The sequence below is a fragment of the Amniculibacterium sp. G2-70 genome (assembly GCF_014353055.1).
Lineage (GTDB): Bacteria > Bacteroidota > Bacteroidia > Flavobacteriales > Weeksellaceae > Amniculibacterium > Amniculibacterium aquaticum.
Window position 1 is genome coordinate 2,534,272 of record NZ_CP060698.1, and the last position, 14,189, is coordinate 2,548,460.

At 36.0% G+C, this 14,189-nt stretch carries 13 protein-coding genes; 4 read left to right on the forward strand and 9 right to left on the reverse strand.

Annotated elements, in window-relative coordinates; genetic code table 11:
* The 4 genes from H9Q20_RS11810 to H9Q20_RS11825 all read left to right on the forward strand — a co-directional run bounded on the left by H9Q20_RS11810 (position 1) and on the right by H9Q20_RS11825 (position 3,813).
* Entirely contained in the window at positions 1-1,401 is a 1,401-nt protein-coding gene (locus tag H9Q20_RS11810; protein WP_187477859.1) for a hypothetical protein, read from the forward strand.
* A complete protein-coding gene (locus H9Q20_RS11815) occupies positions 1,401-2,168 on the forward strand; it encodes a hypothetical protein (RefSeq protein WP_187477860.1) in 768 nt (255 codons plus the stop codon). Before H9Q20_RS11810 ends, H9Q20_RS11815 begins: the two co-directional genes overlap by 1 nt.
* 186 nt (positions 2,169-2,354) lie before the next feature.
* A complete protein-coding gene (locus tag H9Q20_RS11820) occupies positions 2,355-3,185 on the forward strand; it encodes a DNA adenine methylase (protein WP_187477861.1) in 831 nt (276 codons plus the stop codon).
* On the forward strand, positions 3,178-3,813 hold the full coding sequence (locus tag H9Q20_RS11825) for a thymidylate synthase (protein WP_187477862.1): 636 nt from the start codon (positions 3,178-3,180) through the stop codon (positions 3,811-3,813). Before H9Q20_RS11820 ends, H9Q20_RS11825 begins: the two co-directional genes overlap by 8 nt.
* Before the next feature lie 227 nt (positions 3,814-4,040).
* Here the strand turns inward: H9Q20_RS11825 and H9Q20_RS11830 are convergent, their stop codons facing one another.
* From H9Q20_RS11830 to H9Q20_RS11870, 9 genes are all read right to left on the reverse strand, one after another.
* The gene (locus tag H9Q20_RS11830) at positions 4,041-5,093 is read right to left on the reverse strand and encodes an adenine-specific methyltransferase EcoRI family protein (protein ID WP_187477863.1); all 1,053 of its coding nucleotides are present in this window, start codon (positions 5,091-5,093) and stop codon (positions 4,041-4,043) included.
* 6 nt (positions 5,094-5,099) lie between these two features.
* On the reverse strand, positions 5,100-5,933 hold the full coding sequence (locus H9Q20_RS11835; protein WP_187477864.1) for an EcoRI family type II restriction endonuclease: 834 nt from the start codon (positions 5,931-5,933) through the stop codon (positions 5,100-5,102).
* 208 nt (positions 5,934-6,141) lie between these two features.
* Entirely contained in the window at positions 6,142-6,954 is an 813-nt protein-coding gene (gene proC / locus H9Q20_RS11840; protein ID WP_187477865.1) for a pyrroline-5-carboxylate reductase, read from the reverse strand.
* 442 nt (positions 6,955-7,396) lie between these two features.
* A complete protein-coding gene (locus tag H9Q20_RS11845; protein WP_187477866.1) occupies positions 7,397-7,840 on the reverse strand; it encodes a DUF2141 domain-containing protein in 444 nt (147 codons plus the stop codon).
* A 1-nt stretch (position 7,841) separates the two neighbouring features.
* Positions 7,842-10,958: an efflux RND transporter permease subunit gene (locus tag H9Q20_RS11850; RefSeq protein ID WP_187477867.1), complete on the reverse strand. Its 3,117-nt coding sequence runs from the start codon at positions 10,956-10,958 to the stop codon at positions 7,842-7,844.
* Positions 10,959-10,970: 12 nt separating this feature from the next.
* Entirely contained in the window at positions 10,971-12,020 is a 1,050-nt protein-coding gene (locus tag H9Q20_RS11855; protein ID WP_187477868.1) for an efflux RND transporter periplasmic adaptor subunit, read from the reverse strand.
* Positions 12,021-12,045: 25 nt separating this feature from the next.
* Positions 12,046-13,371: a TolC family protein gene (locus tag H9Q20_RS11860; RefSeq protein ID WP_187477869.1), complete on the reverse strand. Its 1,326-nt coding sequence runs from the start codon at positions 13,369-13,371 to the stop codon at positions 12,046-12,048.
* A gap of 16 nt (positions 13,372-13,387) precedes the next feature.
* Positions 13,388-13,774: a hypothetical protein gene (locus H9Q20_RS11865; protein WP_187477870.1), complete on the reverse strand. Its 387-nt coding sequence runs from the start codon at positions 13,772-13,774 to the stop codon at positions 13,388-13,390.
* Complete coding sequence (locus tag H9Q20_RS11870) at positions 13,771-14,184, reverse strand: hypothetical protein (RefSeq protein WP_187477871.1); 414 nt, start codon at positions 14,182-14,184, stop codon at positions 13,771-13,773. Before H9Q20_RS11870 ends, H9Q20_RS11865 begins: the two co-directional genes overlap by 4 nt.
* Between the last annotated feature and the right edge of the window lie 5 nt (positions 14,185-14,189).

The window sequence follows — 14,189 nt, forward strand, 5'->3', positions numbered from 1 at the left end:
ATGGCAGATATTAAATATGCTTACTACCACTCCAGCGTTGGGTATAAGATCGTTGGGAAAACCGACAACGACATCATCCTTGCAGGAGGAGGGACGAAAACAGTTGCCAGCTTCTGGCACGATGGGAATTTTACTCCATCGGATTATGTTCCCAAAACAAGGACTGTTACAATCAACGGAGTTGCAAAAGACTTATCGGCTAATGCGACCTTTACCACACCTGATACTGTAACACGAATTAAGGGAGGTGCGGCAGGAACACTTACAAGTGGCGATGTTAATTTATTGGCAGGTTCTAATGTAGGAATCTCGCAAACCGGAACTAACATAACATTCTCAGCTACCGACACAACCTATACGGCAGGTAACGGATTGACATTATCGGGTACTACATTTAGCTTGCCTATTACAACGAGTGGTAGTGGTAATGTTGTCACGGGCGTAACACAAACTGCTAATGGATTAACCGTAACGCTGGGTTCTGTACCAACAACGGGGGATTTAGCCAACTACATTCAAACCTCACAAAAAGGCGTTGCAGGAGGCGTAGCAACATTGGATGGTGCAGGACTTATCCCGACATCGCAACTACCGTCTTATGTTGATGATATTATCGAAGCGGCATCATTAACAGCCCTTAACGCTTTACCAGCGAACGAAAAAGTGGCAGGAAAAATCTATGTTGCCTTAGATACAAATAAAACATATCGTTGGTCGGGTTCTACATTCGTTTATATCACTTCGGGTGCAGTAGATTCTGTTGCCGGAAAGACAGGTGTAGTAACCTTGGTAAAGGCTGATGTTGGATTGGGTAATGTGGATAACACGGCGGATTCAGCTAAGAATGTTTTATCGGCTACGAAGTGGACAACAGCACGAACCATTACTTTGTCGGGTGTAACAGCAACGGCACAAACAATTGATGGAAGTGGTAATGTCAGCATTCCGATTACGGCAGTGCCGGCAACATTACTAACAGGCACAGCATCTATTAGCACCACGGGTTCAGCCGCTAAATTGACCACAGCACGAACAATCGGAGCAACAGGTGATGGTACTTGGTCTGTGACATTCGATGGCTCGACTAATGTCAGTGGTGTACTTACTTTGAGTAATAGTGGAGCAACAGCAGGAACTTATGATAAGGTAACGGTAGATGCAAAAGGTAGGGTAACAGCAGGGACTAATGAAACTAGATCCTACGAAACTACAGTGTCGGGTACGGCTACCATTACGCATAACCTAGGCACAACAGCAGTTCATGTTGCTATGGTTGATACGGTCACAAAATACAAAATCGATGGAAGAATTAAGATAACCGATAGCACCAAGATAGATGTTGAGTTTGACAGTACTCCACCTAACACCATTGCTGTCACCGTAACCAAAGCCAATATATAATGAGCGATGTGAAATATGCTTATTACCACAGCAGTAAGGGTTATAAGGTAGTTGGTGGCAACGGAGACCAGCTACTAAGAGCTGATGGCGGAGTCGAAAACAAAACGGATTACTCAAAAAAAAATATGGATGAAGAGTGGTCAGGACAGAAGGTGTTGAGGCATTCGATTCCATTTATTATCAAACAAGCAGGGGTAAAATCTTGGTTGTTGCATAAGTCGAATTGGAATGGATCATTATTTTGGGCTATGTCGAAAAGTAATGATGGTGAGGACTGGAACTGGGCAAACCAAATCGAATTTAAAGACTCAGGTCAAATTAAAGCTAAAGGCTTTGAAATCGTAGGTTATGGAGATGATTACTTGAATACTTCAGGCGGAAATAACACACACAAAAGGGATTTGTTGTGGTCAAGGAAGTACTCTTTCAGGGCAGATGGAGCGGTCCATGTTATAGAACCTAAAGGGGAAGTAACTACAATAGTGGTAACGGATGGTTCGGATACTAATACAGAAATTCACTTGCCATTAACCGCAAATAATGGACAAAAGGTTGTGCTTATTAATGCGTCTTCAGCTGCATGGGTAATGGTAACAGACCCTAATATTACAACTTCGCAAAAATTATACAATGCAAGCGGTGGGAGTTCTCCAGCCAAAGCACAAATGGAATTAACCTTTGTGGTTGATACTGCTAATGCTGAAGGAGTGTTAACAGGTTCAGGACATTGGTACGGTAGTTATGTGGATGAATTTGTAATGATTTAAAAAGAAAAAAATATTCCAAGAGAGGCAAGGAATAAAAAAATCGTCCTCCAAATTAAAAACTTCCTACAGTATTTTAATAGCAACAAAGCCACCCGATGGAGGACGAAAAGTCTTCTTTCGGGTGGCTTTGTTGTTCAATACTGTAGGAAGTGCAAATGTAGTAAAACAATAGTAAAATTTAAAATTATGAAGTACAATTATGTACAGGCTCCCTTGCCTTTCCAAGGACAAAAAAGAAGATTTCTAAAACCCTTTAAAGAAGCTTTAAAAGACTTCTCGCCCTCAGCAACTTATGTTGACCTTTTCGGCGGTTCGGGTTTTCTAAGTCACACTGTAAAACAACATTATCCCGAAGCAACTGTGGTTTATAACGATTTTGATGGCTATAGCCATAGATTAGAAAACATTGATAAAACCAATGTTTTATTGACGGATATCCGACAAATCACCGCCAATTCCGGAAACAGAAAAGAGCGATTGACTGATGAATATCATGCAAAAATTATTGAAAGAATAGAGCAAGAAAAGGGTTTTGTCGATTGGGTTACGCTGAGTTCTAACCTTTTGTTCTCTATGAATTATGCGAGTTCTTTAGAAGAGCTAAAGAAGGAAAAATTCTACAACAAAGCCAGAATGTCGAACTACAACGCTGATGGCTATTTGCAAGGTGTTGAAGTTGTACGAAAAGATTACAAGTTGCTTTTTGATGAATGTAAAAATCTTTCAAATGTGGTATTCTTGGTTGATCCTCCTTATTTATCAACAGATACAACAACCTACAGCCGTGAGGATTATTGGAAATTGTCAGACTATTTGAATGTACTGAAGACTATCGAAGATACTTCGTATTTCTACTTTACATCAAACAAGAGTCAAATTATTGAGTTATGCGACTGGATGGAGAATAATGGATATTGTAGGAATCCTTTTGCTGATGCAAATATTAAAACAATAGGTTCTCAATTGACCTATAATGCGAGATATGAGGATATAATGATATATAAGAATAATGAATAAATATCACGAAATTTTAAAGAAAGTCCTTGAAAAAGGGAAAGTTCAAAACAACAAGAAAGGTAACATTACCTATCTTTTGAATGAGAAATTACAACTAAAACCCGCTGATTTACTGCAAATATTCGAGGGTCACGGAATTGCCCGGAATAAGCTAAAAACAGAACTGGAACTATTTCAGTCTGGAGAACGCTCTACAGAAAAGTACAGAGAAGCAGGGATAACTTGGTGGGATTACTGCGGTCCTATTTTAGTTAATTCTTATCCTACCTACTTTGAACAGCTTCCGGACTTGATAAAAAAGATTAATAAAGAGAAACGCAATTCTAAAAACTATGTTTTATTTCTTGGCAAAAATGACACAGAAAGCAATCAACAGCCATGTTTGTCTCTTATTCAATTTCAGATTGATAACGGAAAGTTGGTTATTAGTGCCTATCAGCGTAGCTCAGATGCTAGCTTAGGACTTCCAGCGGATATATACCACCTATATCTTATAAGTAGAAAGGTAAATTTACCTTTGAAATCTATTACTTTGTTCATAGGGAATGTTCATATATATGAAAACAATGTGGATGCAACAAAATCACTTCTAAGAGGTGAGTCTGCAAAGTTCAATTTAAACGTCTGAAACATATAAAAAAAGCACATTTAAGGAGTCTTTAAATGTGCTTTAAAATTTGTGATTTTCTCCGACCGAAAGTTGGAGTTCATACCGATTATTTTTTTACTTTTGGTTTCGCCGATTATAGTTCGGTTTTTCTACGCTTGCCTGTAACGATTGGGTATTGCCGAAGGCGGGGATTTTTAGCACAAAAGTTCATTAGAATTCCGAATGTTGAACCTTGCACAAATGTTTCATAGAAGCACTTCAGCCCCGCTTTTGGCAATACCTTGTTGCCTGCTGGCTTTCTTTCTGTCGTCTTGTGATATACTTTTTACTCGTCTATTTTTGATTAATATTCTAAAATAAGGGCATTTTCCACCTATTGATAAGTCTTTGTCATCGCTTCCTTTCCTGAATTTAATTAGTTCAAATTGGTCAGGATTAAATTTATGTAGAAATGTAATTGGAACTCCTATATGTCCATCGTAATCAAACGGAATGTCTTCTGTTCTGTCAACATTTATGCCGTCATAATTGTCGTATTTTGGAAATTCTTCTTCGTGTCCAAAGTATTTTCTTGTTAGTTCAATGTCTTCGTGTCTCTTGAAGTTGTCCAAGTTTGTCAGCCACAAGCAATTGTTTGGCGATACAATTCTATTTCCTAAACTATCTATTCTTGCTTCTGTGCCATAAAGTTCATAGTGTTCAGGAACAATGAAGCCTGAAACACCCCTTCCAAGATTTATTCCTAACCAAGCCCTATTCTCTTTGATAAGTTTAAAAATCTCTTTGTATGTAATTGCGTTAATATTGCCAATAATCAAAAATTTCTTGTCATACTTTACTAATTGGGCTACATATTCTCTGAATAACGAAAAAGGAGGGTTTGTAACTACAATGTCTGATTGCTTTAATAATTCAATACTTTCAGGACTACGAAAATCGCCATCACCTTTAAAATAAATAATATCGTTTGAATTTGGTGAGGACGTTTCGCCTTCTTGACCTGTGTATTCAAAGAAAAAGCCGTTTTCAGTTTCTTCTGTATTAAATAAATCAATCTTTTGCTCTTGGTAACAAGAAGCAATTAGTTTTTTTAGTCCTAATTCTTTGAAATTGTCAGCAAAATATTTAAAGAAATTGCTAATACTGGCATCGTCACAATTACAATAAACTACCTTATCCTTGAAATGATTTTTATAGTGTTGCAATTCACTTTCAATATCAGAAAGTTGAGTATAGAACTCATCGCTTTTTGATTTTTTAGCTTGTTGCAGTAATTTATTTGTTGCGTTCCTTGCCATATATTTTTACTTTTTTGTAATTTGATTGAACAAATCACTTCCTAAAATTTTCAGAGATGTTTTTGAAATTTCAAGCATTATTTCAAACATTTCTTTGTTGTTCCACTTTTCACCATTTCCTTGCGTGTAAATAGATGTGGCTTGAAGCATTATTGTTTTGTCTTTGTGCTTCACAAATTTATTTACACAAAGATTAGTGTTAATCGGCATTCCATAATTTGCCGCAGTTAATCTATCTAACCTGTTCAACATACCTGAGTTATATTCAAGTGTTACAATTCTTCCGTCAGGTCGTTTAATTGAAATTGTTTCTGTCAAAAAGTTTGAACCTTCTAAGAATAGGACATAAGGAAAATGAGATTCAGAAAGCATATAGTTAGCGATTTCTGATATGTTTTTATGCGACCTTTCAATTGCATTCCCAGCAGCCATTAAGTCCTGATTTTCTGCTGTGCCAACTTGTAGTCCTTTCTTAATGTTTTCAATGTCTTTGCCTTGATGTTTGGCTTCTGAAACTAAAACAATTCTCCATTCACCGCTATCGTCTTTTACTTCAATTATGCCACCATCTGGTTTGATGCTTGAATTTGGAACAAAAAGAGTTTGTCCCAATTCGGGGTCAATTTTCTTTAAGGCTTCGTTTATTTCTTCCTTTCTTATGCTCGTTTTATATTGAAACATCAATTGCGGATATTCTTCTTGCAGTTGAGTAATTACAAGATTTGATATTTCACCGACAGTCAAGTCGTGTAATTTTGCATTTTCCCCAAAGATACCTACTACACCTTGGGACTTTTTATGTTGGGTTGTCAACCTTGTTGATTGGTTCTTTTTAGCCATTATTTATCTTCCTTTTATGTTGCAAAGATACAAATTTTGTTTTTGCGGTTTTTGTCCTAAGCTTGCAGGCAACGGTTTGCGGATTTAAGAAGTTGGGGATTTGGTAAACCCGAACTTTTAGTTAATCACGAACCTAAAAAGGACAAAACAAAGTTTAAATTAATGACTAAAACCCCAATTTCTTAAAACCGCTGTTAGGCGTTCGTTTTTATTTATCAATTAATTTACCAAGTTCTTTTGCTCTTGCATTAGCCTGAATAATCCCTTCATTAATTTTTGATTTTAAATCATATGAATGAAATATACTCAAAGCGGCTTCAGTTGTTCCTCCTTTTGAAGCTACTTTTTCAATCCACTCTAAATTTGATAAATTACTTCTGTTTTGTAATTGTGTAGAGCCTAGAAACGTTTGTTGCACTATAAACTCCGCTTCCGATTCTGTAAATCCTAAATTTATAGCCGAGTCTATTATCGCATTCATAAAATAATAAACGTAAGCTGGTCCACTTCCTGAAATGGCAGTTGACGAGTTAATCATTTCTTCATTTTCAAGGAATAATGATTTTCCCGTGGTATTTATTAGATTTTGAATAATAAATAAATCTTTTCTATCTACTTCTTGAGAAGCTGTAAAAACGGTCATACCTTGTCCTATTTGCGTTGGAATATTTGGCATTGAACGAATTATTTTTTTAACTTGTAATTTTTTCGAAATGTTTTCAATTGAAACTCCAGCCATTACTGATAAAATCAATTGATTTTCGGTAATAAAATCTTTAATTTGCAAACACAACTTATTGAAATCCTGAGGTTTTACTGCAACTATTACAATATCAACTGACAAAAATGACGCACTGCATTCTGTAAAAAAATTCGCATCAGGAATAGTGTACCTGTTTGAAACTTTAGATAAGTCTCGTGTCAACACAAAAATATCATCCGATTTAATAAAACCAGAACTGACAAAACTACTGGCATAAGTTTGTCCCATATTTCCAAAACCGATTATTGCAATTTTCATTTTATTTTTTTTATTTTTTGTAGAGCATTATGTTGTTCAAAATCTCCTTTATTTTCTCTTAAATTCTCTTCTTCTTCGCTAAAATGACGCCTAACGGTTTTCGGCTTTGCGAGGGAACGGATTACTTGCACTAACACTCAATCGAAGCACCAAAGTTCAAATTTAGCAAAATTGTTGATACGAAGCACTTCACCCGTTCTCTTGCAAAACCGATGTTACAGCCAGTGGTTCTTGTCCGATGCCCCTGCAAACCATTGTCAATACTACTCTTTTCCGCCTTTGTCGTGTCGGCTTGTGTGGTTGCGTATTTTTTATTTTCAGAAGGGAAGGAAATTTTTTTTATTCAATTTTGTCAGCGTGGGAAAGGTGAAAGCTCTTTTGCAAGCTTTGGTCTGAGCTTGGACTTGTGCAGCTTGCAAATGTGCTTTCATCCGTGCTTGGCTCACATATAAATCACTTTCACTTTAATTTCTTTGTCTTGAAACAAATCAAAACTTGCTTTTTTAAAATTTGGACGATTGGTTAATCCTATAGATGAATAGTTTGAAAAGCCAATTCCTTCTTTGGGTAAAATTAAACCTTTGTCAATCTTGCTGTTGTTATTTTCATCGTGTAAAATGTTTACAGCATATTTTCCTTTTGGCAGGTTTTCAAAAGTAATTTCTGATTTGCCGTTTACTATTTTTGCTTTCTCTAATCGGTAATATTTTTTGAAAATTTCATCGGGAATTGAGCCTTCTTTGTTATATAATGCTACTTGTAAAACACCTTTTGAGTTTCGTAAGTTTTCTACTTCAATAGTTAAGCTGTATTCTTCTTTTATACTTGAAAAGGAAGAAAGAAATAAGAATGAAAATGCTGAAAACAGGATATGTATTTGTTTCATTTTAAATTGATTTTTTATTACTAAATTTTTCTTTCAATTTATCCACTACATAATATACCATTGGCACTAAATACACCGTCAAAGCCAATGAAGAAATTAAACCACCGATAATTACCCACGCCAATCCGTTTTTCCATTCAGCTGCTGTTCCGCTGGCTAATGCTATTGGCAACATTCCTATTGCCATTGATAAGGTGGTCATTAAGATTGGTCGCATACGTTCTTTTCCTGCGGTAATCAATGCCTCTTTGTAATGTTTTCCCTCCGCTTTCAATTGGTTGGTAAAGTCCACAATCAAGATAGAATTTTTTGTTACCAATCCCATTAACATAATCAAGCCGAGCAAAGCAAATAAGCTCAAATTGCTTAACGATAAATTCAAGGATAAAAATGCTCCGATAGCGGCAACAGGTATGGCAAATAAGGCAACAAAAGGATAAATGTAACTGTCGTACAAGGCTACCATAATCAAATAAATCAGTAAGAACGAAATCAGCAATACCGAACCCAAAGCCCCGAAACTGTCGTTTTGCCGTTTAATATCGCTTCCCCAAGTCATTGAAATTCCATCAGGCAAAGGATTGTTCTTGAGATATGCCACGACATCGTCAGCCACAGTTCCCGAAGGTCTGCCAAGTGCATCAGAAGTTAATGTAACAGCAGGTTGTCGATCTTTTCGTTCTAAAAGCGAAGGCGAATTATCTCTTTCAATAGTTGCAAACTGTGCTATTTCAATAGGTACACCCATTGGATTAACAATGTTCAATTGTTTTACATCATCTTCATTTTTCCTACTGAATTTATCCAGCCAAATTCGTACAGGATATTCCGTTCCTTTTTCGGTTAACGAAGCGTCATCATTTCCTGAAAAAGCGGTACGCAAATTCATTCCTACATAAGCGGTGTTTAATCCTAAGCGTTGCATTTTATCTTTGTCGGGAATGACTTTAAACTCCGGGCTTCCAGCCTCAACCGATAAGCGAACATTATCTGCTCCGGGAATTTTTTCAATGACTGATTTTAAATCATTGCCTGTCTGCATTACTTGGTTTAGGTCGCTTCCGCTCAAGGTAATTTCTATTGGTGCAGAACGAGGAATTAAACCCAACGCTATCATTGAAAAGTTAATACCTGAATACTCTTTTTGTAAATCATCTCTTAACTTCCGCATAAACTGTTCTGTCGGAATCTTTTTAATTCCAGCGTTTCGTAATTCGTCATTTTTAATTCGTAATTGAACAGTAAATTCCGATTTATTTGCAGAACCCACTCCCAAACTTCCAATGCCTGTACTTGGTCCACCCACATTACTGAAAACAGTTGAAACTTCGGGTTGCTTCAAAATATAGTTTTCTATTTTTTCGGAAACCAAATTATTTTGCTGAATAGAAGTGCTTTTGTCAAATTCCAACGCCAAACGGAATTTCCCTTGGTCGCCTGTTGAGATGAGTTCTTTCCCAATAATTCCCTGCTTCATCATTACTGCTGTTCCCACAAAAAGAAGCAGTACAAATGCAGTAAATATTAGTTTATGATTTAAAACCCAATTTAGCGTTTTGCCATACCAACTAATAAATTTGTCTAACTGATGTTCAAACCAAAGTAAAAAACGATTGAAGAAATTAGTCGGTTGCAAATCTTCTTTTTTCCCGATGCGTGAAGCTAGCCAAGGTGTTAAAGTAAAACCTACCAATAAACTTGTAAGCGTAGAAGTGATAACTACTACCGAAAACTGTTTGAGCATATCGGCAACAAAAACTTGTAAAAATAAAATCGGCAGAAACACAACCACATCAACCAAGGTAATAGACAGTGCAGAAAAACCAATTTCCATTCGCCCATCCATTGCTGCTGTTCTTTTTTCTTTGCCCATATCCAAATGGCGTTGGATATTTTCTAAAACTACGGTAGCATCGTCCACCAAAATACCGATGATTAAAGACATTGCAAGCAATGTCATCAGGTTAAGCGTATAGCCCAACAGCCACATCACGGCAAAAGCGGTAATTAAGGAAGTAGGAATGGCAACCAACACTATCAGTGCGTTTCTGAAACTTCGCAGGAACAGCAACATTACCAACGACACTAAAATTACGGCTAAAATCAAGTCAAATACCACCGAATTAACGGCTGCAATGGTGTTATCGGTACTGTCATCCGTAACCACAAATTTTATAGCTGCATTGGCATTTTGTTTTTCTATAGTTTGAAATTTTTCTCTGATTAGTTTGGAAACATCAACGGCATTGGCATCACCTTGTTTCTTTATCATTAAACCTATGCCATTCTTACTATTGTATCTACTGTACGAGGTAATTTCTTTAATGCCATCTACAACCTCAGCAACATCTTTAACATACACAGGACTGTTTGGAAAAGGCATTGCGACCTGAACATTCTGAATGTCATTGATAGTATTGAATTTGCCTACCAATCTCACTGAATTATTTTCAGTTTCTGTTTGTAGTTTTCCAGCAGGTAAATCTATCCCCGAACGATTCACCGCCTCCACCACCTGATACAATGAAAGTTTATATAATTTTAATTTTTCCTTATCTACTTTAATTTGAATTTCTCGCTCTTCACCTCCTAAAATGGTTATTTCTGCAACTCCTTTTAGTTGCTGGATTTGTGGCAGATAATCATCTTTCATTTTTTGATAAAAGTCTGTCGGTTTTAAATTGCTGGTGGCACTCACCGACATAATCGGTAAATCATTAGGAGACACTTTACTCATCACCGGACTTAAAATGTCTTTCGGTAAATCCTTTCGTATATTGTCTATGTAGCGTTGTGCATCCTGCATTGTTTTGTCCAAATCCGTACCATATTTTAGATTGGCGATGATGATAGATGCATTGGGTAAAGATTTTGTTACTAAATAATCTACACCCTCCAAATTAGAAAGTGCATCTTCAATTTTTCGGGAAACGGAAGTTTCCACTTCATTGGGTTCTGCTCCTGGATAAACTGTTCTTATTACTACAACAGGCTGATTAAAATCGGGCATCAATTCATAGCTCAAATTCTTGTAGCCGATAATTCCCAACAAGGCAAACACGCTGAAAAGCACAATAATCAGCGATGGGCGTTTTATAGATATTTCTGTGATATTCATAGCTCGCTGATTTTATTTAGTAGTGATATTGGCATTATCAAAAAGATTGATAAATCCATTCGTAACGATGATGTCATCCTCCTTTAAACCACTTGAAACAAGCGTTTTATTTCCAATAGTTTTAGAAGTTGTAATCGTTTTCAATACGGCTTTTCCGTTTTTTATGACATATACTTTTGCAATTCCATTTTGTTCAATAATGGAAGATGTTGGAATAAGAATACCTTGTTCTTGTTTGGTTTCAGAAAGACTAACTTTGCCAAACATTCCCGATTTGATACTTAGGTTTTTGGTATTTGCAACTTGAAATTGAATTGGAAAGCTATTTCCCATATTGGCTTTGCTTCCTATCATTGATATTTTACCTGAAAGAGAAATATCAGGGAAAACATCAGCATTAATTTTGTAGGATTGATTGCTTTGGAATTTTACCAAATCATTTTCGGGAACATTGACTGTAAAGCGTAAAGTGCTTATGTCTGTTATTTGCAACAACGGAACTCCCGGTGCTGCAAAACCGCCTTCTTCATTAAGTTTGGCAGTTACAATACCGTTAAAAGGTGCTTTAACAGAGGTTTTGTTGATTTGCTCTAACAAAGTTGCTCTCTGAATTTTTGCCGATTTCAACCCTAATCTTGCTTTTTCCAGCTGTACACCTTGAACGGCATCGGCTTCGGTTAAAATCGTATATCGTTTTACATCATCTTCCAAGCCCTCAATTTGGACTTCAACCGTTTGCAATTGTAGTTTCAACAATGAATTATCCAACTGAATGAGCGTTTGTCCTTTGGAGACATAGCTTCCCACATCTACCAGAACAGCATTGATTTTTCCCTGTATATCTGCACTTATTTTTGTTTCCTTATTCGGCTCAAAAGTGCCTGTATAGTTGCCTGCATCTACAATATTTTGTAGTCGGATTGTATCAACACTTACCGAAATAGGTTTTTCTTTATCGTATTGATATACTCTGTTTTCAGTTGTTTTTTTGTTGCTTGCCAATTTAAAAATCACCAATCCAACAATGGCAACTCCGGCTATTATCCAAATTATCTTTTTCATTTTCTCTATTTTTAATTCGTAATTTTTAATTATTAATTGACCCAGTCAGTTTTTTAAGTTCCAAATCAGCTTTCAGAAAATCAATGACTGCATTCAGGTAATTTTGTTGTGTTTCACGGAGTGCATTGTCTGCTAACAATACATCTGTAAGGCTCGCTGTACCTTGTTTTTGTTGTAAAACAGTTTGCTCATAAATCGTTTTGGCTAAAGCAATTTGACTTTCGGTATTCGTGATGGTGGACTGTGCAATCGTTTTTTGTCGGATAGCATTTTCAACTTCCATATCGTTTTTTTCCATAATCAATTTTGATTGCAACTCGTTGTTGGTAATCTCCAATTTCTTTTGATTGATTTTTCGCTGTGTAACTGTTCCATTAAAAAGTGGATAGCTTAGTTGTACACCTGCAAAACCAATAGGGTAGAATTTCAAAAAATCGTTAGGCTTTTTATCATAACCAAAACCAGTTGTTCCGTAAGAAGCGATTAAGTTTAATGATGGCAAAAATCTTGACTGGTTCAATGTTTTTAAATCACTATGAAGCAGTTGATTTTGTTTTTGGATAATTTTTAAATCCAACACATTTCTTGTATTACTTTCTAAAGATACTTCTTGTTGAATTTCAGAAACAACAGAAATATTTTGCTCCAATGAAATTCCCATATTCAATTTTAGTGCATTCAAAACCTGAATAAGTTTGTTATTTACATTTTGTCTTTGTGTGTTGAGTTGCTCGGCTTGTAGTTTTACTTTGCTCACATCGCTACCTTTTGCCAAAAGTTGGTCTTTCAAGAGTTGCATATTCTTGAGTAACTTTTCGGTATTCGCAATATTGCTATCCAAAAAAGCCAATTGATGCACGATGATTTGAGCATTGTAATACAGCGTAGTAATGTCAAACAAAACCTGTTCTTCCGACTTTTGAAATTGCAATTCTGTAAGTTCTTTGGCAATTTGTGTACTTTGTATCGCTCCGTAAACCTGTGGATTATACAAAGGCATAACCAACTGCACATTGGCGTTGATGTTGTGCGGAACACCAAACTGAATATCTCTGAATTGTCCTTCGGGTACTTGCGGGTTGAGTGCATTCATCGGCATTAGTTGTGTAGGTAATTCCATAAAATACTTGTAATCGGCATTGGCAGTAACTTTTGGAATGAGGTTAGCTTGTGCCTCTTTTTTTCGTTGTTCACTGATGGATATGTTGTTACGATTGATTTGCAAAGTCTTATTATGGACTTGTGCTGTATCAATACACTGTTTTAATGTCCAAACCTCTTGAGCTTGGGCTATATTCCAACCTGATAAAATTATCAAGCTAAGTATAAGTTTGCGAGTATTCACTAACATAATTGAGTAAATTTTTTTATTTCTTTTTATTGATTGAAAAATAGGCAATAGCCACAAAAGCTATGGTAACACTAATTCTGAATAGCATTGCGAAAACAGTTTTTGTTTCGTAGATACCACCAGAATAAATATGAATAAACAAGCCTATCAATGCGACTACCAAAATGACCATTGCTACCAATAAGGGTTTAAAAGCCCAATTTTTTATTTTTAGAAAACCGTAAGTTGAAATAAGATAAAGCAAACTGCTGATAAAATTTGCCCAAACGATAAACAAAACATAATTGCCCTCTTTGGCTCGTATTCCAAACCAATCAAAAATTACGGAAGAACTAAGGAATAGCGTTAGTAAACCAAAGCCAGCTAAAATAAGAGAAGATATATATGGGATATACTTTTTCATAAATCAACTATTTTATTAGTTTTTAAAAACGATACACCCAACCAAATAACAGATGCTGTCATTGACATTGCACCTATCAATACAAAAATAGGAGGCAATCCTAAATACACTTCTAATAATATTCCTATTGGCATAAGCAATCCGGCAAGAGCTAATCCTGAAATCGCTTTTATGTGTTTCAGTTTATTTCTAAATTGAATTAATAAGTAGCCAATCAAAATATTTAAAAATGCAAATAAGTTGCCGTGTACATGAGCAAGTCTTGTCTCAAAATGTTTTCCTATGCTGTATGACTCTGCCCATTCTTTAGCGTTCGGTGCAAAATCACGGAGATAAATTAAGAGGAATCCATAGAGCATAAAAAAGCCCATTGTTAGAAATCCTATTGCGATGTTATTTTTACCGTTCATAGTAA